Here is a 23,199-nt window from a genome sequence, read left to right on the forward strand (position 1 = left end):
ATTTTTGCTTGGCGGTGTCAAATATGAAAAAGGAAGATTTTTATTTCAGGGTCTACGAAGTCGTTGGCAGAATTCCGAAAGGAAGGGTAACGACCTACGGTGCCATTGCGCGGATGCTGGGAGAACCACAGAGATCCAGAATGGTAGGGCAGGCAATGCATTACGCATCATTTTATACGGAAGTTCCCTGCCATCGCGTCGTAAACAGCCAGGGGCGATTGGTGCCCCACTGGGATCAGCAGCGAACCCTTCTGAAGATGGAGGGCATTCATTTCAAGGAAAATGGTTTCATAGATTTGAAGGTTCACTTCTGGGAAGATGCAGGAGTTTAAAAAGTTTATCGCAGGAAATCGAATTCTGTGGTAAACTTTTTCTGTTATATAGCGAGCAAGGAGGAATATTTGACTTGAGAATATTAGTATTCAGCGATACCCACGGAAAAATTGACAAAGCAGTGGAGATTTATCATCAGCTTCAGGAAATTGATTTGATCATTCATCTGGGTGATCTTTGGAACGATGCGAAACGGTTAAAAGAGCTGCTTCCCGTTTCTTTACTATCTGTAAGAGGCAACATGGACGGGGCTTTTTCGAGGGAAGAATATCAGATTTTTGAAACCGAATATGGAAAAATATATTTGTCCCACGGACATATGGAAAATGTAAAGCAAGGTCTGGATCATATCATGTATAAAGCAGAATCGCTAGGGTGCAGGGCGGTCTTTTTCGGTCATACGCATATCCCGTTATTCCGTCAGGTGGAAGGGCTTTATTTGCTGAATCCGGGAAGCTTGTCCCTGCCTGTGGGAGGCAGAAAAGGCTCGTATGCAGTTGTCACGATAACATGTGATTCTCTGAATGCGTCGATTCTGTATGAGGAGGCCCCTCAGACGCAAAAAACGGAATCTGGCTTCCTTAAAAACCTTCTGAATAATAGCGACCGATTCTAGTGTTCGCTTGACAGGGTGATAAATTATTCTGCGCAGTAACTCTAAATCTCAACGAGACAGTGCCTTAGCGTTTGAGGATAGAGCGAATGATATAATTTGCTGTAAAGTACCAGCAAAAATAATGGCGAATAAAGTTGAAACTTGTTGAAAATAATCGGGCAGACAGATATAATTAAATCACGTAAACGTGTTTTATGATTTGAAAGTGTGTGTGTGATGTATTTCGGAAGTGTACGCTTTTTTAAGCATTTTATTATTGCTATTATTATACTTCTTATTTGTGGGCTAACTGTTTCGACGATCTGCCTTGCGGTAATGAATGGTAATTATCGTGACCAGATTGCTGAAATACAGTCTGGGATTGTACTTGCGCAGGCAAATCCAAAGGAAGAAGAAGAGCCGCAAAACAGCCTTTCCATAGAGTATCAGGCCCTCTATCCGGATCTTTATGCAAAGCCCGAAAAGGCAACGAAATCAGTGGCAGGCACAGTGTATCTTACCTTTGATGACGGACCATCGGGAAGAACCTTGGAGATATTGGACATTCTAAAGAAAGAAAATATCAAGGCGACCTTCTTCATTATTGGGAAAGAGGGCGAAAAAGAACCCGAAATCATGCGCAGGATTGTAGCGGAGGGGCATACCCTTGGAATTCATACTTATTCCCATGTATACACAAGCGTCTATGATTCAGTGGAAAGTTATCTGGAGGATTTCAATCGCACTTATGAGCTGATCTATGAGGCAACCGGACTCAAGACAGAGATTTTTCGCTTTCCGGGCGGCAGCATTAACAAATACAATGCGCTTTTTTATGAAGAGATCATTGCTGAGATGACAAGGCGCGGATTTACTTACTATGACTGGAATTCATCCAACGGAGATGCAGCTTCCAATGCAACAGCAGCTTCCGTGTATAACAACACCATTCGTTCGTCAGAAAAAAAGGACCGGATTATTTTATTGATGCATGACAGTGCCGCAAAGTATTACACCGTTGCTGCATTGCCGGGAATCATCGAGTATTATAAGAGCAGAGGCATGCAATTTGAGGCATTGACAAATGACGTCAGTCCCATTGCATTTAATTATATCAATTACGAATAGAAAAATTTAAGACGAATAGAAAAATTCAAGATGGAGGATGCCGAAATGGGAGTGAAAAGTAATTTTTCCCAAGCTGTATCAGAGCTGATTGGAATATCCAAAACAGTTGAGCCGGAACCGGAGAAGGAGCTGGCAAATGAGATTCCCGAGATGATAGAGGGTGCAGCGGAAACCGCTGCTGAAGAAGAACTCATAGAGGAGGAAACGGAAGCGATGACGGATTTGGATAAAGAAAACCTTCAGACAGAACAGAAGGATGGCGGTGTATTCAAAGCAGGTCAGAACCCTAAAGAGAGAATTATGGCAATGCTTGCACAGCAGCAGACATCGCAGCCGCAGGATGCTCCACAGCAAATTCAAGTTGAATCGACTCAAACAGCTGAGACACTGCAGCAATCACAGCCTTTGTCGCAGCCACAGCAGAGTCAACCATTTCAGTCTCAGACATCGGTGCGTGGAAATTCGGATGCTATCAAGGAACCTCCGGGTGTTACGACCATAGCAAGAGGGACCGTTTTGATCGGAGAAATTAATGCTGAAGGCGATGTTGAGCTTCTGGGAAGTGTGAAAGGAAAAGTTGCATCTCATGGCGACATTCGAGCCAATGGCAAGGTAATCGGGGATCTGATCGGAAAAGATATTGAACTGATCGCCTGTGCTGTGCAGGGCAATATCATTGCAAGCGGATCGGTTACAGTGGATGAGAACTCTGTTGTGATCGGTGATGTTAAGGGCGAGAACTTTTGTTTGGATGGAAGAATCAAAGGGAATGTAAATGTGGGCAACGAAGCTAAATTCCAGCCCAAGGCAATCCTTGCAGGCAACGTAACGACCACATCTATTGCTATGAGTCAGGGTGCAAAGATCCAAGGCGAAGTCAATATACCTCTGAATGAAAAAGAGACAGATATCAGCTTCGACGTAGATATCGTAGTTTAATATGAACGAAGCATTATTCATGGTTGGATGATGCCGCAGTTTTGAATAAGATTTTGGAGGGATAAATTATGGCAAATAAAAATAATTTCTCTAAGGCAGTTTTGGATTTAATGGGCCTGCCCGGAAATGATCAAGCTTCTGGGATCAAAGGCCAGGATGATTCTGCCGATACAAGTTATGAACAGAATAAAGTAACAGACTATTTTGCAGAAAAGGATCAGGAAGCAGAGCGGGAATCTGATGTTGATCAGGAACGCAGAAAGTTTCTCTATAATGCAAAAGCGGTAACAGAGACTGGCGCTTCGCCAGTGCAGGATGATGTGCCGGCCACAGTAATATCGAGATCCATGGTTATTGTCGGTGAAATCACATCCAGCGGGAATATTGATATCTATGGCGATGTGAAAGGCTCTATTCGCACAGATGGCGATATCAAGGCGACAGGGACCGTTGTAGGTGATCTTGCAGGCCATAGTTTTACACTGAATGGCTGTACAATTCAAGGAAATATCAAGGCGAAAGGTAACGTTACAATTGGGCAGAATACAGTTGTTGTTGGGGATATCATAGCCGAAAACATAAAAATAAACGGAAAGGTCAAAGGCAATCTCGTGATCACAAAGATGTCCGAGTTTTTTGAAAATGCGCTTTTGGCTGGAGATGTGCGTTCTCAGACCATCTCTATGAGTCAGGGGGCGAAGCTGCACGGAAATGTCAGCGTTGCTCTAGACAGCTCACAAAGTGAAAAAGAATTCAATTCCATTTTCGGAGTGTAGAAGTAGTGAGGTAAAATAATGAGTGACAATGAGAATAAAGATAAGGTGATTCAGAAGGGAAGCGAGCTGGGAGAGAGTTTTTCAGATCTAATGAAGAAGGTAGTTGAAAAGCAGCTGGAGGAAGAATCGGTTCATTCGGAAGAACAAAGGCAGGAAGAACAAAAGCAGGAAGCAACTGCTGCGGCTGAGGAAATAAACTCTTTTGTGTCAGACAAAAAAGGGTTTGAAGGTGTTGTGAAATCTGACGAGGTTGTTGCAAAAAAAGTTGAAATTCCTGTATTCGAATGGAAAGAAGAACCGAAACCAGTCATCGAAAATTATCAGCCCGTTTCAGAGGTGGGTGTAATTTCTTCCTTGACAACCATTAACGGGACAGTCAGCAGCAAAGGTCATATCCGGGTTGAAGGAAGCATCATTGGGGATGTCTTTGCTTATGGAGATATCAAGGTGACAGGAAAGGTCGCTGGAGATATTGAAGGCGGAAATGTTGAACTGGGAACCTGCATTGTTGAAGGTGACGTAAAGGCACGGGGCGATGTGAACATAGGAAAAGAAAGCACCTTGTCCGGAAATATGATCGGTCAGCTGATAACCATTGACGGAAAGATCAAAGGGAATGTTGAGGCCGTTAAGGGAGCTCACATGTCTGGGACATCACTGGTGAAAGGCTCCATTACCGCACCGACACTTTCCATGAGTGCAGGTGCAGAGCTGCAGGGTAAAGTTAACGTCTCAAAAGAAGATAACGAGTAGAAAAAATATGATGAGGGCACCTCAATTCATTGCAGGTGCTCTTTTATATTGTTTCTATTTTAATTTCTTTGATTTTGTGCTATACTGGCAACGGTAGCAAAAGCCTGCCAAGCCTTGCAATCAAAGGCAAATTAAAAAAATCGGAGAGACTATGGAAAAACAGAATTATGAGTTTATGAATACCACAGCCCTTGCTTTTATGGGCGACGCTGTCTATGAAATCTATGTCAGAAAGCACGTTATGGAACGTGGGCTGATTAATGCTGATATTCTTCATCGAGAAGCGGTACGCTTTGTACGAGCCGATGCACAAGCTGCTGCCCTGAAACTCTTGATGGACAAGCTTTCAGAGTCAGAGCTTAATCTGGTAAAGCGAGCAAGAAATAAAAAGTCCGCTACAAAACCGAGAAATGCAGACCCTGTTGATTATAAGCTCGCAACTGCGTTTGAGGCCCTGGTCGGGTTTCTGTATCTGTCTCAAAACCATGAAAGAATGGAAGAACTCATAGATCAAACAATTGACCTGATTGAAAGGAAAAAGGGAAAAGAGAATGCAGGAGCACAAAAGGAAGAAAAAGGTTGTTCGCAATAAATTTCGTGATGGAATTGGCGATTATTATAAAACCAACAGAAAGATCAGCCAGGAAAGCAGTGAGGAGACAGAGAAAAAAGCTCCTATGAGCAGCAGAGAAAAAACAATGATTATCATGATTATCGTATTGCTCATAGCTCTTGTGATAAAATCAACCATGCTGGATGAAGTAAAAAATCTATCCATAGATGAGCAGAACTTTAAGACGTTCGTAGACTACTCGGTGACGGAGCAATACGACGGGTTTCTGGAACGTTCCGGAATTTTGATGTATCGAGTTTACGACATCAAAATAGCTGATAAAGATCAAAAGGGGCTGCTTCGCTATGAGGATCCGAATACTGGAAGACCGGTTGAACTAATTCAGGACGTCAGATATCGTGCTAAGGTGAGAGGTTATCTGCTTTGGATTTTACCGATCAAGCACCTTTCGGTAACAGCAGAAATAGAAAAATAGTTGAGTTGTTAAGAAAAAAGAAGATTTGGAAAAAGTCATAAGGAAAGATGGAGGTGCGCTGTGAGTAAGGCAGATTATATTTTTATTCAAAATTGTAAGGACATAATGGAAAACGGTGTATGGGATACGGATTTAGCAGTTCGGCCAAGGTGGGAGGACGGAACCCCTGCACACACTGTAAAAAAATTTGGAATCATAAATCGCTATGACCTTAAAGAAGAATTTCCTATTATGACCCTGCGCCGCACGTATTGGAAAAGTGCGCTGGATGAGCTGCTGTGGATATGGCAAAAGAAATCCAACGATATTCATGAATTGAGTAGCAGCATCTGGGACAGCTGGGCTGATGAGCATGGTACCATCGGGAAAGCCTACGGGTATCAGCTTGGCGTAAAGCACAAATACCCGGAAGGAGAATTTGATCAGGTAGATCGGGTTCTCTTTGATTTGAAAAACAATCCTGCAAGCCGCAGAATTATGACGAATATTTATACCTTTCAAGACCTTCATGAGATGGGGCTTTATCCCTGTGCATATTCCATGACGTTCAATGTCAGCGGAAACGTATTGAATGCAATTTTGAATCAGAGATCGCAGGACATGGCCACTGCGTCTAACTGGAATGTGACCCAGTACAGTTTGCTCTTGATTATGATGGCTCAGGCAACAGGATTTGAGGCAGGAGAATTGATCCACGTTATTGCCGATGCGCATATCTATGACAGGCATGTGCCCCTGGTGGAAGAGATGATAAAAAGAGCGCCAAAACCGGCACCGAAATTGATTGTTGACCAATCCATTGATGATTTTTATCAGTTTACAAAGGAACATTTTAAGCTGGAAGACTATGATTACCATGATTTCAATGAAAAGATCCCCGTTGCTATCTAGAAGGCGGAATCTCTAAGAAGTGCTTTAGAAAAAAAAGGGTACCATATAAGGGAAAGAACGGAAAGGAGCAATCAATTGAAAACCATCGTTGCAGTAGATCGTAACTGGGGAATCGGGAAAGACGGCGGTCTTCTCGTGAATCTGCCTGGCGATCTCAAATATTTTAAAGAGAAGACCTTGGGCAAGGTCGTTGTCATGGGCAGGACAACCTTTGAATCCTTACCGGGGAAAAAACCTCTTAGGGACAGAGTCAATATTGTCCTTTCGAGAAACGAGGAATTTGAGCCGGACTGTATCAAGTGCGGATCTATGGGTGAATTATTTAAGACTCTGGAGGCTTATGATATGGAGGATGTTTTCATTATTGGCGGGGCTGACATCTATCGGCAGTTTCTGCCCTATTGCAGCAGCCATATCGTAACAAAAATTCATGGAGTCTATGAAGCTGATAAGTTCTTTGAGAATCTGGACGTGAGAAATGATATGGAACTGGTCAGCGTCAGTGACCCCGTTACAGAGAAAGGTGTATCGTATCAGTTTACAGAATATAGGAGAAAATAAATTGAAGGATATTCAACGCGGGCAAAATAAGTATAAAGAAGAAAAACAATCTAAGAATGAAGAAGTGGTTCCAGAAAATGAGAACATCATTATCGGAAGAAATCCGGTAATGGAAGCGCTGAAAAGCGGTCGTGAAATCGAGAAGCTGGTGATCTTAAAGGATGCTGAAGGATCTATCAAGAAAATCATCGGCATGGCAAAGGAGAAAAAGCTTCATTACCAGTTGGTGGACAAAGCCGCTTTGGAGCGGATTGCCGATGGGAGGGTTCATCAGGGTGTTGCAGCTGTAGTCTCAAACTACGAATACTGCGATGTGGAAGATATTCTTGAGAAAGCCAGAGAAAAGGGAGAAGACCCATTCCTGATCATTCTGGATGGGATCGAAGATCCACATAATCTGGGAGCCATCATTCGTACCGCAGACGGTGCCGGTGCCCATGGAATTATCATTCCCAAGCGTAGGGCTGCCGGAATCACGGACGTAGTAGTCAAAGCGTCTGCAGGAGCGGTGGAATATGTATCTGTTGCAAAGGTTTCCAACATCGCGCAGACTGTGGACAAGCTCAAGGAACTGGGCGTATGGGTAGGGGCTTGTGATATGGGGGGTACTGAGTATCATAAGGCAGACCTGAGAGGGAAGATTGCGCTGGTCATCGGGGCAGAAGGACAGGGAATCAGCAGGCTTGTAAAAGAAAAATGCGATTTCAGTTTATCCATCCCCATGTGTGGAAAAATCAATTCACTCAATGCATCCAATGCTGCTGCGATTTTGATGTATGAGGTTAGACGGCAAAGAGGTTGATAGAGGTATTCTCACGGAAACCGCCGTCTTACTATGCGTCGCACAAAGACGGTGATAGGATCTACGGTTTTCTTAGAGAATACCTCTATCTCCGCGCAGCAAGTACTTGACTAGAACAAGGAAAGCTTTGATAAGGGGAATGACAAAAGTAGGAAACCGCCGTCTTACTATGCGTCGCACAAAGACGGTGATAGGGTTTACGGTTTCCTTACAAATATGAAAATGAATGGTATAAAAAGGGATAATTGTATGGAGAAAAATTATGAAGAATTTACCGACGAGGAACTGGTGAATTTAGCGCAGGAAGGCGAGGCAAACGCTGAGGAGTTTCTCATCAGAAAGTATAAGGATGTGGTCAGAAGCAAAGCACATCTTTATTTTATGGTGGGTGCAGACAGCGAGGATATCGTTCAGGAAGGCATGATCGGGATTTTTAAAGCCATTCGGAGCTACAACAAGGGCAGACAGGCATCCTTTCATACTTTTGCGGAGCTATGCATCAACAGACAGATCATCACTGCAATCAAGCGGGCGACGAGGCTGAAACACTCTCCGCTGAATACATCTGTATCTCTCAGCAAGCCATTGTCTGATACGGAACCGGATACCACCTTGGAGGAAATCCTTTCTTCAAACAGCAACACAGATCCGGAGGCATTATTTCTTTTAAAGGAAGATATGGGTTATATTGAGGGGAATGGGGCTGAGATTTTCAGTGATCTCGAACTCAGTGTCTGGAATGAATATTTAAAAGGAAAATCCTACCATAAAATTGCCGAAATTACCGGAAAATCGCCGAAAGCCATTGATAATGCTATACAGAGGACAAAAAGAAAATTAGAGTTATATTTAGGTAGATAAATGTATTGACATTATGAGCAGGAGTATAGTAAAATAACCTAGTGCATCGGACACAGCTAGTTATGCTGTTGTAGCTCAGTAGGTAGAGCACTTCCTTGGTAAGGAAGAGGTAGGCAGTTCGAACCTGCTCAACAGCTCCAATTTAGTACCATGCAGGGATACTTTCCTCAGTGAACGGATCAACTGAGAATCATGAAGGTACAATCAAAAAATAGAAGGTTAAAATCTAACGGAGGAGTAAAAAATGGCAAAAGCTAAATTTGAAAGAAACAAGCCCCATGTTAATATTGGGACAATCGGTCACGTAGACCATGGCAAGACCACATTGACAGCGGCAATCACAAAGACCTTATACCAGAGATACGGACTCGGCCAGATGGTAGCCTTCGACCAGATCGACAAGGCACCAGAAGAAAGAGAAAGAGGTATCACCATCGCAACTGCGCACGTAGAGTACGAAACACCGAACAGACACTATGCGCACGTTGACTGCCCCGGACATGCTGACTATGTAAAGAACATGATCACAGGAGCAGCGCAGATGGACGGAGCAATCCTTGTAGTAGCAGCAACAGACGGACCAATGCCGCAGACAAGAGAGCACATCCTGCTGTCCAGACAGGTAGGCGTACCATACATCGTAGTATTCCTGAACAAATGTGACATGGTAGACGATGATGAGCTTCTTGACCTTGTAGAAATGGAAGTAAGAGAACTTCTTGACGTATATGAATTCCCTGGCGATGACACACCAATCATCAGAGGATCCGCACTGGAAGCATTAAATAATCCAGAAGGCCCATGGGGAGATAAGATTGTTGAACTGTTTGATGCAGTAGACAGCTTTATTCCAGAGCCAGAAAGACCAACCGACAAGCCATTCCTGATGCCTGTTGAGGATGTATTCTCCATCACAGGAAGAGGAACAGTAGCAACAGGAAGAGTCGAAAGAGGAATCCTGAAGGTATCCGACGAAGTAGAAATCGTAGGACTTGCAGAAGCATCAAGAAAAGTAGTTGTAACAGGCGTAGAAATGTTCAGAAAGCTTCTTGATCAGGCACAGGCTGGAGACAACATCGGAGCACTGCTTCGTGGTGTACAGAGAACTGACATCGAAAGAGGTCAGGTACTTGCAAAGCCGGGCAGCATCAAGCCCCACACAAAGTTCACTTCCCAGGTATACGTATTGAAGAAGGAAGAAGGCGGGAGACATACACCGTTCTTTAACGGATACAGACCGCAGTTCTACTTCAGAACAACAGACGTAACAGGAAACCTGAACTTACCAGAAGGCGTAGAAATGTGTATGCCTGGAGACAACATCCAGATGGAAATCGAGCTGATCAGCCCGATCGCTATCGAAGAAGGACTGAGATTCGCCATCAGAGAAGGTGGAAGAACAGTAGGTTCCGGCGTTGTAGCTAAGATCGTCGAATAATTGCTTGCCAAATTAAATGATTGACCGGAAACGGTTTCAGCGAAGACCCGCAGTAATGCGGGTCTTAATACTAGCACTCTGTAACACCCAATTCTGAGTACTAGCACAGCATTTTTAATGAACTACCTGATCTGTGAAAAGTTTATTTTAACCGATCAAGGCCACATACGGAGAGAAAATGAGCTGGGAAAGTGTAAAAAAGCATTTTGATGACCATAATATACCAAATGAGATCATTCTGCTAAAGGAAAGCAGCGCGACAGTTGAACTGGCTGCGAAAGCTCTGGGAAGGGAACCTGGAGAGATCGCCAAATCCCTTGCTCTGCGTTTAAAGGATGGCAGAATCATCATTCTGGTAGTTTGTGGGACCGCAAGAATTGATAATCGGAAGTTTAAAGAAACCTTTCAATGTAAGGCGCAAATGCTTTCTCACGATGAGACCCTCGTCTTAACCGGGCATCCGGTAGGCGGCGTTTGTCCCTTCGCACTTCCGGACAATATCACCGTATATTTGGACGAGTCCTTGAAGCGATATGAGGTTGTATATCCTGCGGCGGGGACAGCCAATTCCGCAGTGCGGTTTACCATTGAAGAGCTTGTGACCGCAACAAAGGGGAGTTGGGTGTCGATCACCCAGACCAATTAAGGCAGTTGGGGAAGATCCTCTTGATTTCCAAGGCTTTTGGCAAGGTTTCGTCGAAATTCTCTTGACAGGCATCGGAAAGTATGATAACTTAATTAAGCGACTTTATGGTAAGAACATGATATAATCGTGTGATTTATGTCACAATAAAGAAATATTTAATATACGACGGAGCATGAAACATGGCTCTGAATTTTAGATTAGACGGAGGACAATCATGAGAGTAAGAGTAACGTTGGCATGCACAGAGTGCAAGCAGAGGAATTACAATACTACGAAAAACAAAAAAAACGATCCTGATCGTTTAGAGTTCAGCAAGTATTGCAGATTCTGCAAAAAACACACCGCTCACAAAGAAACGAAATAGAGGATGTGATTATTATGGAAAAGGAAAAAGCGAAGAAACCTGTTCCTGCTGCGGCTGCTAATAAGAAGCCGAGAGCAAGCCTGAAAGATTATTTCAAGGGAATTAGGACGGAAGTTAAAAAAGTTGTATGGCCCACAAGACGGGAATTGATTTCCTATACTGGCGTTGTGCTTTTTACTTGTGTCGCTATGGGTCTGGCTATCTGGGCTGTTGACTCCGCTTTCCTGGCTTCCCTGAAATACGTACTGAACATTAGTTTCTAACGAGGGGTAACCCCTGTTAGGTGCGCAGGATGCAAATGATTTTGTAGGTGCGCATTAATTATTATGTAAAAAAGGAAGGCACAGATGGCCAAGAGTAAGAAGAACGAAGAATTCGAAGAATTCGAAGTACTTGATGATTATGATGACGAAGATTTCGAAGAGGAAGATGCGGAACTCGAATCAGAGGTAGAAGAAACCGAAGAAGAGGAAACCGAAGAAGCAGCAGATGACGATGAAACTGATTCCCAGCCTGCTGAAGAAACAGACTCTGTTTTTCCTGCAAAGGAAGAGGATATTGTCGGTGACAAATCCAAAAAAGCGAAATGGTACGTTGTTCATACGTATTCGGGTCATGAAAACAAGGTAAAGGTGAATATTGAGAAAATCGTTGAGAACAGAGGTATGCAAGATCTTGTTCTGAGCATTGTAGTGCCTACCGAAGACCACGTAGAAATCAAAAATGGCCAGAGGAAGGTCAAAACAAGAAAGATGTTCCCCGGCTATGTCCTTGTTAAAATGATCGTAACCAACGAATCATGGTACCTTGTAAGAAATACGCAGGGTGTAACCGGGTTTGTAGGCCACGGTTCAGAACCGATTCCGCTTACCGGCGATGAAGTTCGCAGAATGGGAATTGAAAAGGTTTATATCCAGTTGGATATCGAACCAGGCGACAGCGTCAAAGTAATCAACGGGCCCTTTGAAAGCTTTATGGGTGTTGTTGAGGAAGTCAATATGGATAAGCAGACGCTGAAAGTCAGAATTTCAATGTTTGGTAGAGATACTCCCGTCGAACTGGAATTTGGCCAGGTCGACAAAATATAGGAATTAAATTGCGCAGAAATTTTTCCGAAGACGCGAAACTGCGAGATCGTATGAAGCGCACGTACCAAGATGTACGTAAGCGAATACGAAAGCGCATGTGAGAAAGTATTTCGGAACATTAACAAGCAATTAGAAAGGAGACCGATCAATATGGCAAAGAAAGTTGAAGGGTTAATTAAACTGCAGATTCCCGCAGGGAACGCAACTCCAGCTCCACCGGTAGGACCGGCGCTTGGACAAAAGGGCGTTAACATCATGGATTTCTGCAAGCAGTTTAACGCAAAAACCGCCGATCAGCCTGGAATGATCATCCCTGTAGTTATTACAGTTTATGGTGACAGATCATTTACCTTTGTTACGAAGACACCGCCGGCAGCAGTACTGCTTAAGAAAGCTGCAAATCTGAAGTCCGCGTCGGGAGAACCAAACAAGAAAAAGGTTGCTACAATTAGTGTAGAACAGGTTAAGGAAATTGCAAAGCTCAAAATGCCGGATCTGAATGCTGCCAATCTTGACAGCGCAACTTCAATGATCGCTGGCACAGCAAGAAGCATGGGAATTGTTGTTAAGGAATAATTACGTGGGAGGCGCAGCCGTTTGCACCACAAGGAGGTAATTGAAATGCCTAAAAGAGGTAAGATTTACAAGGAGTCGGCAAAATTAGTCGACAGAAGCACAGTATACGACGTAAAAGAAGCGTTAGGACTTGCAGTTCAGACTGCAAAAGCGAAATTCGATGAAACCGTTGAAGTTCACATCAAGCTTGGCGTTGACGGAAGACATGCAGACCAGCAGGTCAGAGGAGCAATCGTACTGCCACACGGAACCGGTAAAACCAAGAGAGTATTGGTTTTTGCAAAGGGACCGAAGGCTGCTGAGGCAGAAGCTGCAGGAGCAGAATTTGTCGGTGCGGAAGAACTGGCCACAAAGATTCAGACAGAAAACTGGTTTGACTTTGATGTAGTAGTAGCTACACCGGATATGATGGGCGTTGTTGGTAGACTTGGTAAGATTCTGGGACCGAAAGGCCTCATGCCGAATCCTAAGTCTGGAACTGTAACAATGGATGTGGAGAAGGCACTTCAGGAGATCAAAGCCGGTAAGGTTGAGTATCGTCTGGACAAGACCAATATCATCCACACTCCTATCGGAAAGGTTTCCTTTGGACCAGAGAAGCTTGCAGACAACTTCAATGCATTGCTTGAAGCTGTTGTTAAGGCTAAGCCAGCAGCTGCGAAGGGCCAGTATCTGAAGAGTGTTACGGTGGCTTCCACCATGGGACCTGGAGTCAAGGTCAATCCGATTAAGATAACATTCTAATAATTAAAAAGAATATCCGCCGTAGACAGCAGGTGCAATCGCTTAATTTCCTGCCGAGGTATTTCATAAATATCAATTGATGATTATGGAGCCTTTTCTGTCTATGGCAGGAAAGGCCTTTTTATTAACATCGCATGGCTCCACGGGGCGGTGCGGGAGAGGAGAACAGAATATGTCAGTTGAACATCTGAAGCAAAAACAGGCGATTATTGATGAAATCAAAGAGAAGCTGGAGAAAGCGCAGTCCGCGGTCGTGATCGATTATATCGGCATCACCGTAGCTCAGGCAGACGCCATGAGAAAAAAGCTGCGTGAGGCCAACGTAGACTATACCGTATACAAGAATACTCTGGTGAACAGAGCCATCGAAGGAACCAAATATGAAGCATTGAAGGACGTTCTTTCCGGACCGAGCGCATTTGCCATCAGCTATGATGACGCGGTTGCACCGGCAAGAGTTCTCAGCGGAATTATCAAGGATTTCAAAAAGATGGATTTCAAGGCGGGTGTTATCGAAGGAACTTTCTTTGATGCAGAGGGCGTAAAAGCAGTCGCATCCCTACCATCCAGAGATGAATTGATCGCGAAATTCATGGGAAGCATCCAGTCACCGGTATCCAAGTTTGCACGCACACTGCAGGCAATTGCTGATGCAAAGACAGAGGCGTAAATCCCTCTGAAATTAGATAAAACTAAAAATAACAATTTGAAAATTTATAAAGGAGATTATTAAAATGAATAAAGAGCAAATTATCGAAGCGATAAAAGCTATGACCGTTTTAGAGTTAAACGAACTCGTTAAAGCTTGTGAAGAAGAATTCGGCGTATCCGCAGCAGCTCCAGTAGCAGCAGCAGGTGGAGCAGCAGCAGTAGCTGAGGTTGAAGAGCAGACTGAATTCACTGTAGTTCTTGCTAGCGCAGGCGCAGAAAAGATCAAAGTAATCAAGGTTGTTAGAGAGCTGACAGGACTTGGTCTGAAGGAAGCTAAGGACCTGGTTGACGGTGCTCCTGCTAACCTCAAAGAAGGCGTATCCAAGGCAGAAGCTGAAGAAATCAAAACAAAGCTTACTGAAGTTGGCGCTACAGTAGAACTGAAATAGTTCTGTTAATAGGATTTAAGAGATAACCCCTTAGCCTATCGAAGCAATTTCAAGATAATGCAGTCCCGCATTCTACGGAAGCGGGACTTCATTTTGCCAGCCGGGAACTGATGGAAACGGAGAGGCAGAATGGAGAATACTATAGCCAGAAATATTTTCTTGGAAACATGTATAACATATCACCAAAAGGGCGATGCTTAAAAATAATCGCCTTTTTTCTATTTGCTAAAATATTGCTTGACTACTTGAAGCACGTATGATATTATAGTACATTGCCACGCGAAGTATTTTGTTTTCTATGCAAGGAGTGATGAATATGCCAGATCCCGTTAAAATAGGTAAAAAGACACGAATGAGCTACTCGAAGATAAATGAAGTAGCGGCAATGCCAAATCTTATCCAAATTCAGACTGAATCATATGATTGGTTCATCGAGGAAGGCCTTCGGGAGGTCTTCGAAGATATCTCTCCAATCAAGGATTACGCAGGTAATCTGGTGTTGGAATTTATTGATTATTCTCTGAATGATTCCCCAAAATATGATCAGGAAGAATGTAAAGAACGTGACGTAACATATGCAGCTCCACTGAAGGTAAAAGTCAGATTAGTCAATAAAGAAACCGGAGAAGTTAAAGAGCAGGAAGTCTTTATGGGTGACTTTCCTCTCATGACAGAGAAAGGTACCTTCATCTATAACGGTGCCGAGCGTGTTGTGGTAACGCAATTGGTTCGTTCTCCAGGACCGTATTACAGCGTTACTGTTGACAAATCAAATAATAAATTGTTTTCAACAACGATTATTCCAAATCGAGGCGCATGGCTGGAATATGAGACAGATTCCAATGAAATTATATCTGTTCGTGTAGACCGTACAAGAAAACAGCCGGTTACAACCTTGCTGAGAGCGCTTGGTTTTGCAACTGATCAGGAAATCGTTGACATCTTCGGTGAAGATGAAAGATTGCGCAGGACAATCGAAAAGGATCCTACCAAGACCTACGAAGATGGTCTGAAGGAAATCTACAAGAAACTGAGACCTGGAGAGCCACCTACCGTGGAAAGTGCAAAATCTCTCTTGGATTCCCTGTTTTTTGATCCGAAGCGCTATGATTTAGCCAAGGTAGGAAGATATAAGTATAATAAGAAGCTGGGATTATCCAACCGTATTATAGGCTGCGTGGCGGCAGAAGATGTCATAGACCCCAATACGGGCGAAATTCTAGTGGAGAAAGATGCCAAGATTTCAAGGGAAGCTGGATTTCAGATTGAAAATGCCGGCGTGAAATATATCTACGTTTACAGCAAAACCGAAGAAGGACATGTTGTGAAGATTATCGGAAACAATTTTGTCAATCTTGAGGATTATGTTGATTTCAGCCTGGAAGGCTTTAAGATAGCAGACAAGGTTTACTACCCTGTTCTGAAAGACATCCTGGAAAACAACGAGGGAGAGGCAGCCATTAAAGAAGCACTTGCGCTGAATAAGGCAACCCTTTCTCCGAAACATATTATTGTCGATGACATTATCGCATCGGTAAGCTACATTCTGAACCTGGATCACGGGATTGGAAATGTTGACGATATCGACCATTTGGGCAACAGAAGACTGAGGACGGTTGGAGAACTTCTTCAAAACCAGTTCCGAATCGGTCTTGCACGTATGGAAAGAGTCGTAAAAGAAAGAATGACGATTCAGGATATCGAGGTAACAACACCTCAGGCGCTGATGAACATCAGACCGGTTACTGCAGCCATCAAGGAGTTTTTCGGAAGCTCCCAGCTGTCACAGTTTATGGATCAGACCAACCCCCTTGCTGAGCTGACTCACAAGAGAAGGCTTTCTGCATTGGGACCCGGAGGTCTTTCCAGAGAGAGGGCCGGATTCGAAGTTCGAGACGTTCACCATTCCCACTACGGAAGAATGTGCCCGATCGAGACTCCTGAAGGACCGAACATTGGTCTCATAGGATCTCTTACCACATATGGAAGAATCAATGAGTATGGCTTTATCGAAGCTCCTTATCGCCGCGTGGACAAAGGCAGGGGCATCGTAAGCGAAACCATTGATTATGTTACCGCAGATGAAGAAGAAATGCTCATCATCGCGCAGGCGAATGAGCCTCTTGATTCTGAAGGAAGGTTTGTAAATCACAGAGTTGCATCCAGAGGTGCAGGCGGAGAAATCGACCTTGTACCGAGAGATCTCATTGATTATATGGACGTATCTCCAAAGCAGGTAGTATCTGTAGCGACAGCAATGATCCCGTTCCTTGAGAACGATGACGCCAACCGAGCACTGATGGGATCCAACATGCAGCGTCAGGCTGTGCCTCTTCTGATTACCGACGCACCAATCGTTGGAACCGGTATGGAGCATACCGCTGCAAGGGATTCAGGAGTTGTTCTCCTGGCCAGAAATGCAGGTACTGTCGAGTATGTTGATGCTACGAAGATAAAGATCAGAAGGGACGACGGACTGGGCGCCGACGAATATAAGATGCTCAAATTTAAGCGTTCCAACCAGGGTACCTGTATCAACCAGAAGCCCATCGTCAGCAAAAATGAACACATAGAGCAGGGTGAGGTCATAGCAGACGGACCTTCTACTGACATGGGTGAGGTCGCATTGGGCAAGAACCTTCTTATCGGTTTTATGACCTGGGAAGGCTACAATTACGAGGATGCGATTATTCTGAATGAAAGATTGATCATGGAGGATGCACTCACTTCCCTCCATATTGAAGAATATGAGGCAGAAGCAAGAGATACGAAGCTGGGACCCGAAGAAATCACAAGGGATATCCCCAATGTGGGCGAAGATGCACTGAGAGATCTGGATGAGGAAGGTATCATCAGAATCGGTGCAGAAGTAAGCTCTTCTGATATTCTGGTAGGTAAAGTTACACCTAAGGGAGAAACGGAACTTACTGCAGAAGAACGTTTGCTGAGAGCAATCTTCGGTGAAAAAGCGAGAGAAGTAAGAGACACTTCCCTCAGAGTACCTCACGGAGAAGCCGGTATCATCGTTGACGTTAAGATTTTCTCAAGGGAAAACGGCGACGAACTGCCACCTGGCGTAAACAAGCTGGTAAGATGCTATATCGCAACAAAGAGAAAGATCAGCGTAGGCGATAAGATGGCCGGTCGTCACGGAAATAAGGGTGTTATCTCCCGAATTCTTCCGGAAGAGGATATGCCTTTTATGGAAAACGGCGTGCCCCTTCAGGTCATGCTGAACCCCCTGGGTGTACCGTCTCGTATGAACGTCGGTCAGGTTTTGGAAACCCATCTGGGTCTTGCTGCCAAATACAAAGACTGGTATATTGCAACACCGGTATTTGACGGTGCCAGCGAGCAGGATATCATCGACTTGCTTGATGAGTGCGGATATCCAAAGAGCGGAAAGCTGATTTTAAGAGACGGAAGAACCGGAGAAGCATTTGATAATCCGGTTACCGTAGGATATATGTATATGCTGAAGCTGCATCACCTTGTTGATGACAAGATTCATGCAAGAAGCACTGGACCTTACTCCCTGGTCACACAGCAGCCTTTGGGCGGAAAAGCTCAGTTCGGCGGACAGCGATTCGGAGAAATGGAAGTATGGGCACTGGAGGCTTATGGAGCGGCTTATACGCTGCAAGAAATTCTCACCGTAAAATCCGATGATGTCGTAGGCCGTGTAAAGACCTATGAAGCAATCGTCAAGGGCGAGAACATTCCGGAACCGGGAATTCCTGAATCCTTCAAGGTACTGATTAAAGAAATGCAGAGCCTTGGTCTGGACGTTAAGGTATTGACTGATGACAATGAAGAGATCGAAATCAAGGAATCAGCAGAAGTCGATGGCATTTCAGGATTAGAGAGCATTATCGATATTGAATCCATAACGGATGAAGGCGAATTCTTCGAGGAAGAAGGCGGTTTCTCCGAGGAAATTGTGGATGAAGACGTTGATGATGAAGACATGGATATGGACTTGATTGACGAAGATTTCAATGATGAAGTATAAGAAAGGGGGAGAAGCTCCTTGTATGAATTAAACAATTTTGAAGCACTGCAAATCAGTCTTGCATCTACAGAAAAGATAAGAAGCTGGTCAAAAGGAGAGGTTAAAAAACCCGAAACCATTAACTACAGAACTTTGAAACCTGAGAAAGAAGGTTTGTTCTGCGAGAGAATCTTCGGGCCTCAGAAGGACTGGGAGTGTCATTGCGGTAAATATAAGAGAATTCGATATAAAGGCATCGTTTGTGATCGCTGCGGAGTAGAGGTTACAAAGGCAAAAGTCAGAAGAGAAAGAATGGGCCACATCGAACTTGCGGCCCCTGTTTCCCACATTTGGTATTTCAAGGGCATCCCGAGCAGAATGGGTTTGGTTCTTGACATTTCCCCAAGAAATTTGGAGAAAGTCTTATATTTCGCAGCTTACATCGTTACCGATCCGGGCAGCTCTGGACTGGGATACAAGGAAATTTTGACTGAGCAGCAGTACCGAGAAGCAAGAGACAAGTACGGTGCAGGGTTTAAGGCGGCAATGGGTGCGGAAGCGATTCGTGACCTGCTGGCCCAGATTGACCTTGTGGCTCTGTCCGACGACATGAGAAAAAAGCTGAGAGACAGCTCCGGGCAGAAGAAGATTAGAATCGTCAGAAGGCTTGAAGTGATTGAAGCGCTGAGATTATCTGAGAATAAACCGGAATGGATGGTTCTTGAGGTAATCCCGGTGATTCCTCCGGATCTGAGACCGATGGTTCAGCTGGACGGCGGACGTTTTGCCACTTCCGACCTGAACGACCTATATAGAAGAGTAATCAACAGAAATAATAGACTTAAGAGACTGCTGGATCTTGGAGCACCTGATATCATCGTCAGAAATGAAAAGAGAATGCTTCAGGAGGCGGTAGATGCCCTCATCGACAACGGCAGGAGAGGAAGACCGGTAACGGGACCTGGAAGCAGACCGCTGAAATCCCTGTCAGACATGCTGAAGGGAAAACAGGGACGATTCAGACAGAACCTTCTCGGAAAGCGTGTTGACTATTCCGGACGTTCCGTAATCGTTGTTGGACCGGAGCTGAAGTTCTATCAGTGCGGTCTGCCAAAGAAAATGGCACTGGAGCTGTTTAAGCCTTTCATTATGAAAAAGCTTGTTCAGAAGGGGCATTCCCACAATATCAAGAGCGCTAAGAGAATGGTTGAAAAGGTTAGACCAGAGGTTTGGGACGTTCTCGACGAGGTTATCAAGGAGCATCCTGTACTTTTAAACCGTGCTCCCACGCTGCATAGATTGGGAATTCAGGCTTTCGAGCCGGTCCTTGTAGAAGGTAAAGCCATAAAGCTCCATCCGCTGGTTTGTACTGCATATAATGCGGACTTCGATGGAGACCAGATGGCGGTACACGTTCCACTGTCTGTAGAAGCACAGGCAGAAGCAAGATTCCTCATGCTTTCCGTAAACAACATTCTTGCGCCGAAAGATGGATCGCCTATCACGACGCCGACACAGGATATGATTTTGGGAAGCTACTACCTGACCCACCCCGGTGTAGAAGAGAGAAATACTCCGGCCGAAAAGGGCGATGGAAAGATCTTTACTGACTTTGATGAAATGCTTATGGCATATAGAAACGGAGTTGTGGGCCTTCATGCGAGAGTAAAGGTGAGATTGTTCCTGGAAGGAGATTCAAGAGGTAAGCTCATCGAATCCACCGTCGGAAGGTTCATCTTCAACGAGAAGATCCCTCAGGATATGGGCTATGTGGACAGAGAAATCGACAAGTATTCTCTTGAAATCGATTTTCTTTGCGACAAGAAGAAGCTGAGTCAGATCATTGATAAATGCTACAGAAGACACGGAAATACAAAGACGGCAATCATGCTTGACTATATCAAGGATACGGGCTTCCACTACTCCACCATCGGAGCCATTACCATCAGCGTCTCCGACATGGAAATACCGAAAGAGAAACCAAGAATCCTTGCAGAAGCGGAAAAGAAGGTTGAAAAGTACGAAACCGCTTATCGAAGAGGACTCATGTCCAATTCGGAACGATATGAAAAGGTTATCGATATTTGGAACAATGCGACAGATGACATCGCTGATGAACTGATGAAGTCGCTGGGGACACTGAATAACCTGTTCATCATGGCGCACTCCGGAGCTCGAGGAAGCAAGAGCCAGATCAAGCAGGTCGGCGGTATGCGTGGACTCATGGCCAACGCATCAGGAAAGACCATTGAAATTCCGATCAAGTCCAACTTCCGTGAAGGACTTTCCGTACTGGAATACTTTATTTCCACCAACGGAGCAAGAAAAGGTCTTGCAGATACAGCGCTCAGAACGGCAGACTCCGGTTATCTGACCAGAAGACTTGTAGACGTCAGCCATAACGTTATCGTAAGGGAAGTTGACTGCGGAACCGATGAGGGAATCGAAGTTAAGGCCTTTACAGATGGCAAGGAGGTTATTGAGCCTCTGAAGCTCCGTATCATCGGAAGAATTGCTTTGATCGACATCGTGAACCCGAAAACCGGAAAGGTTATCGTGGAACAGGGAGAAGAAATTCTGGAGGGTCACGCCGACGAGATTGAGGCATCCGGCATTGAATCGGTAGCCATCCGTTCCGTTATGACCTGTCACAGTGTATACGGTATCTGCGCGAAATGCTACGGCAGAAACCTGGCGACAGGAGAGTCGGTCAACATCGGTGAAGCGGTCGGTATCACAGCTGCTCAGTCCATCGGTGAACCGGGTACTCAGCTGACCATGCGTACGTTCCATACAGGAGGCGTAGCGGGAAGCGATATCACACACGGTCTTCCTAGAGTAGAAGAACTTTTCGAGGCTAGAAAGCCAAAGGGTCTTGCAGAGATCTGCGAAGGGGACGGGACTGTTGTATCGATTGAATCAAGAAAAGACAATAAGACAGAAGTAAAGGTCAGAGGAGAAGAGGAACGGGTATATATCATACCTTACGGTGCAAGACTGAACGTTAAGGAAGGGGATTACGTCCTCGCCGGCGGACAGATTACCAAAGGTCCGTTGAACCCTCATGATATTTTAAGACTCAATGGAGTCGAAGGCGTATATCAGTACCTTCTCAAAGAAGTACAGAGAGTATACAAACAGCAGGGTGTAGATATCAACGACAAACACGTTGAAGTAATCGTAAGCCAGATGCTGTCTAAGTATAAAATCGAGGATGCCGGAGATACTGCGTTACTGCCAGGTGGTTTGTACAGCAAATTTGAGCTGGACGATGCCAATGAAGCAGCAGAAGCGGCCGGTGGAGAAATGGCAGTGGGTAAGAGGATCCTCCTTGGAATCACGAAGGCTTCTCTTGCAACAAATTCCTTCCTGTCAGCAGCATCCTTCCAGGAAACGACCCGTGTTCTCACAGATGCTGCCATCAAAGGCAAGATGGACCGACTCCTGGGATTAAAGGAAAATGTTATCATTGGAAAGCTGATCCCTGCAGGAACTGGTATGAAGAGATACAAGAATATCACTGTTGACTACGGTGTAAACACCGAGTTGATGGACTCCTTCAAACCACCGGTGGAGGATGAGGACTTCGACGATTATGACAGTGAACCGATGAGAGCGGCAGATGTGGAAGACCTGGCAGATATGTCAGAGATTGCAGAACTCGCCGAGATCATTGAAGTCGAATAAGCAAAAGATTATACTCGCAGATTGCATTACAGCAGTCTGCGAGTATGAATTGAGAAAACGAAACATGAACTGAGCGAAACACCTGCGAGAAATCCATTGACATAATGATTCGAGCTGTGATATACTATGCGTTGGTTTTAAGCTTCGTAGCTTAGAATATATTTTATTGTGCCCTTGCACAAGCAAGGAAAGGAGAAACGAAGAATGCCTACAATCAATCAGTTGGTTCGTCAAGGAAGAACAAGTGCGATTAAGAAGTCAACGTCCCCTGCTCTGTTAAAAGGCCTGAACTCAATTAAGAGAGTTCCTACCGATACAGAAGCACCTCAGAAGAGAGGCGTTTGCACTTCTGTAAAAACTGTTACTCCTAAGAAACCGAACTCCGCGCTGAGAAAAGTAGCGAGAGTACGTCTGTCCAACGGTATCGAAGTAACGGCTTACATTCCTGGTATTGGTCACAACCTTCAGGAACACAGCGTCGTTCTGATCAGAGGCGGAAGAGTCAAAGACCTTCCTGGAGTAAGATACCACATTATCAGAGGAACTCTTGATACTGCTGGTGTAGCAAAGAGAAACCAGGCTCGTTCCAAATATGGAGCAAAGAGACCTAAAGCTGCTAAGAAATAATCGGGAAAGAATATTACACAGCTGATTTTGCCAATACTATATAAGTATGGCTCAGAATCAGAAGGTAATAGTTGCGTAGGGAATTTTATGCAAGGCATGGAAGCAGAAGATGAAGGGCGCGTATATAGACATGCGCAAACGAGTCTGAGGCTGACGATAACGCAGTATTGCATAAAATTAACAAGCAAGATGTGCCCTTGATATATAGATTGATACTTTATTTATCATGTGCACCGCGGCATTCATTTGG

At 44.6% G+C, this 23,199-nt stretch carries 24 protein-coding genes and 1 tRNA gene; all 25 read left to right on the forward strand.

Going from position 1 to position 23,199, the window contains the following annotated elements:
* The first annotated feature begins 23 nt into the window (after window positions 1–23).
* The 25 genes from FRZ06_19905 (at window position 24) to FRZ06_20025 (ending at window position 22,949) form a co-directional block, all read left to right on the forward strand.
* Window positions 24–332, forward strand: coding sequence for a methylated-DNA--[protein]-cysteine S-methyltransferase (locus FRZ06_19905; protein ID QOX65460.1), 309 nt, complete (start codon window positions 24–26; stop codon window positions 330–332).
* Window positions 218–949: a metallophosphoesterase gene (locus FRZ06_19910; protein ID QOX66025.1), complete on the forward strand. Its 732-nt coding sequence runs from the start codon at window positions 218–220 to the stop codon at window positions 947–949. Before FRZ06_19905 ends, FRZ06_19910 begins: the two co-directional genes overlap by 115 nt.
* A gap of 216 nt (window positions 950–1,165) precedes the next feature.
* Window positions 1,166–2,056, forward strand: a complete 891-nt coding sequence (locus FRZ06_19915; GenBank protein ID QOX65461.1) for a polysaccharide deacetylase — start codon at window positions 1,166–1,168, stop codon at window positions 2,054–2,056.
* A 30-nt stretch (window positions 2,057–2,086) separates the two neighbouring features.
* Complete coding sequence (locus FRZ06_19920; protein ID QOX65462.1) at window positions 2,087–2,995, forward strand: polymer-forming cytoskeletal protein; 909 nt, start codon at window positions 2,087–2,089, stop codon at window positions 2,993–2,995.
* A 68-nt stretch (window positions 2,996–3,063) separates the two neighbouring features.
* Window positions 3,064–3,771, forward strand: a complete 708-nt coding sequence (locus FRZ06_19925; protein QOX65463.1) for a polymer-forming cytoskeletal protein — start codon at window positions 3,064–3,066, stop codon at window positions 3,769–3,771.
* Between the two features lie 18 nt (window positions 3,772–3,789).
* Window positions 3,790–4,524 carry a polymer-forming cytoskeletal protein gene (locus FRZ06_19930; GenBank protein ID QOX65464.1) on the forward strand — a complete coding sequence of 245 codons (735 nt, stop codon included), beginning with the start codon at window positions 3,790–3,792 and terminating at the stop codon, window positions 4,522–4,524.
* 151 nt (window positions 4,525–4,675) lie between these two features.
* Window positions 4,676–5,116 (forward strand): ribonuclease III, encoded by a 441-nt coding sequence (locus FRZ06_19935; protein QOX65465.1) that lies wholly within the window; start codon window positions 4,676–4,678, stop codon window positions 5,114–5,116.
* On the forward strand, window positions 5,076–5,573 hold the full coding sequence (locus FRZ06_19940; GenBank protein QOX65466.1) for a hypothetical protein: 498 nt from the start codon (window positions 5,076–5,078) through the stop codon (window positions 5,571–5,573). The genes FRZ06_19935 and FRZ06_19940 overlap by 41 nt, the downstream gene beginning before the upstream one ends.
* Window positions 5,574–5,633: 60 nt before the next feature.
* Complete coding sequence (gene thyA, locus FRZ06_19945; GenBank protein QOX65467.1) at window positions 5,634–6,464, forward strand: thymidylate synthase; 831 nt, start codon at window positions 5,634–5,636, stop codon at window positions 6,462–6,464.
* Window positions 6,465–6,539: 75 nt separating this feature from the next.
* Window positions 6,540–7,025, forward strand: coding sequence for a dihydrofolate reductase (locus FRZ06_19950; protein QOX65468.1), 486 nt, complete (start codon window positions 6,540–6,542; stop codon window positions 7,023–7,025).
* The gene (gene rlmB / locus FRZ06_19955; protein QOX65469.1) at window positions 6,943–7,827 is read left to right on the forward strand and encodes a 23S rRNA (guanosine(2251)-2'-O)-methyltransferase RlmB; all 885 of its coding nucleotides are present in this window, start codon (window positions 6,943–6,945) and stop codon (window positions 7,825–7,827) included. The genes FRZ06_19950 and rlmB overlap by 83 nt, the downstream gene beginning before the upstream one ends.
* Before the next feature lie 216 nt (window positions 7,828–8,043).
* Window positions 8,044–8,688 carry an RNA polymerase sporulation sigma factor SigH gene (gene sigH, locus FRZ06_19960; GenBank protein QOX65470.1) on the forward strand — a complete coding sequence of 215 codons (645 nt, stop codon included), beginning with the start codon at window positions 8,044–8,046 and terminating at the stop codon, window positions 8,686–8,688.
* Window positions 8,689–8,752: 64 nt separating this feature from the next.
* Window positions 8,753–8,828, forward strand: a tRNA-Thr gene (locus tag FRZ06_19965).
* Between the two features lie 104 nt (window positions 8,829–8,932).
* Complete coding sequence (gene tuf, locus FRZ06_19970; protein ID QOX65471.1) at window positions 8,933–10,126, forward strand: elongation factor Tu; 1,194 nt, start codon at window positions 8,933–8,935, stop codon at window positions 10,124–10,126.
* A 178-nt stretch (window positions 10,127–10,304) separates the two neighbouring features.
* Window positions 10,305–10,772: a YbaK/EbsC family protein gene (locus FRZ06_19975; protein ID QOX65472.1), complete on the forward strand. Its 468-nt coding sequence runs from the start codon at window positions 10,305–10,307 to the stop codon at window positions 10,770–10,772.
* Between the two features lie 214 nt (window positions 10,773–10,986).
* On the forward strand, window positions 10,987–11,136 hold the full coding sequence (gene rpmG, locus FRZ06_19980) for a 50S ribosomal protein L33 (GenBank protein QOX65473.1): 150 nt from the start codon (window positions 10,987–10,989) through the stop codon (window positions 11,134–11,136).
* A gap of 14 nt (window positions 11,137–11,150) precedes the next feature.
* A complete protein-coding gene (secE, locus tag FRZ06_19985; protein QOX65474.1) occupies window positions 11,151–11,399 on the forward strand; it encodes a preprotein translocase subunit SecE in 249 nt (82 codons plus the stop codon).
* Window positions 11,400–11,483: 84 nt separating this feature from the next.
* Window positions 11,484–12,224, forward strand: a complete 741-nt coding sequence (gene nusG / locus FRZ06_19990; GenBank protein QOX65475.1) for a transcription termination/antitermination protein NusG — start codon at window positions 11,484–11,486, stop codon at window positions 12,222–12,224.
* A gap of 150 nt (window positions 12,225–12,374) precedes the next feature.
* Window positions 12,375–12,800 carry a 50S ribosomal protein L11 gene (gene rplK, locus FRZ06_19995; GenBank protein ID QOX65476.1) on the forward strand — a complete coding sequence of 142 codons (426 nt, stop codon included), beginning with the start codon at window positions 12,375–12,377 and terminating at the stop codon, window positions 12,798–12,800.
* A gap of 45 nt (window positions 12,801–12,845) precedes the next feature.
* A complete protein-coding gene (locus FRZ06_20000) occupies window positions 12,846–13,544 on the forward strand; it encodes a 50S ribosomal protein L1 (protein QOX65477.1) in 699 nt (232 codons plus the stop codon).
* 172 nt (window positions 13,545–13,716) lie between these two features.
* Window positions 13,717–14,214, forward strand: coding sequence for a 50S ribosomal protein L10 (locus FRZ06_20005; protein ID QOX65478.1), 498 nt, complete (start codon window positions 13,717–13,719; stop codon window positions 14,212–14,214).
* Window positions 14,215–14,278: 64 nt separating this feature from the next.
* Complete coding sequence (locus FRZ06_20010) at window positions 14,279–14,644, forward strand: 50S ribosomal protein L7/L12 (GenBank protein QOX65479.1); 366 nt, start codon at window positions 14,279–14,281, stop codon at window positions 14,642–14,644.
* Window positions 14,645–14,960: 316 nt separating this feature from the next.
* Window positions 14,961–18,656 carry a DNA-directed RNA polymerase subunit beta gene (gene rpoB / locus FRZ06_20015; protein QOX65480.1) on the forward strand — a complete coding sequence of 1,232 codons (3,696 nt, stop codon included), beginning with the start codon at window positions 14,961–14,963 and terminating at the stop codon, window positions 18,654–18,656.
* Window positions 18,657–18,674: 18 nt separating this feature from the next.
* A complete protein-coding gene (gene rpoC, locus FRZ06_20020; protein QOX65481.1) occupies window positions 18,675–22,322 on the forward strand; it encodes a DNA-directed RNA polymerase subunit beta' in 3,648 nt (1,215 codons plus the stop codon).
* Window positions 22,323–22,526: 204 nt separating this feature from the next.
* The gene (locus FRZ06_20025; GenBank protein ID QOX65482.1) at window positions 22,527–22,949 is read left to right on the forward strand and encodes a 30S ribosomal protein S12; all 423 of its coding nucleotides are present in this window, start codon (window positions 22,527–22,529) and stop codon (window positions 22,947–22,949) included.
* Window positions 22,950–23,199: the final 250 nt, after the last annotated feature.

It is taken from the genome of Clostridiales bacterium, assembly GCA_015243575.1.
Taxonomy (GTDB): domain Bacteria; phylum Bacillota; class Clostridia; order Peptostreptococcales; family Anaerovoracaceae; genus Anoxybacterium; species Anoxybacterium hadale.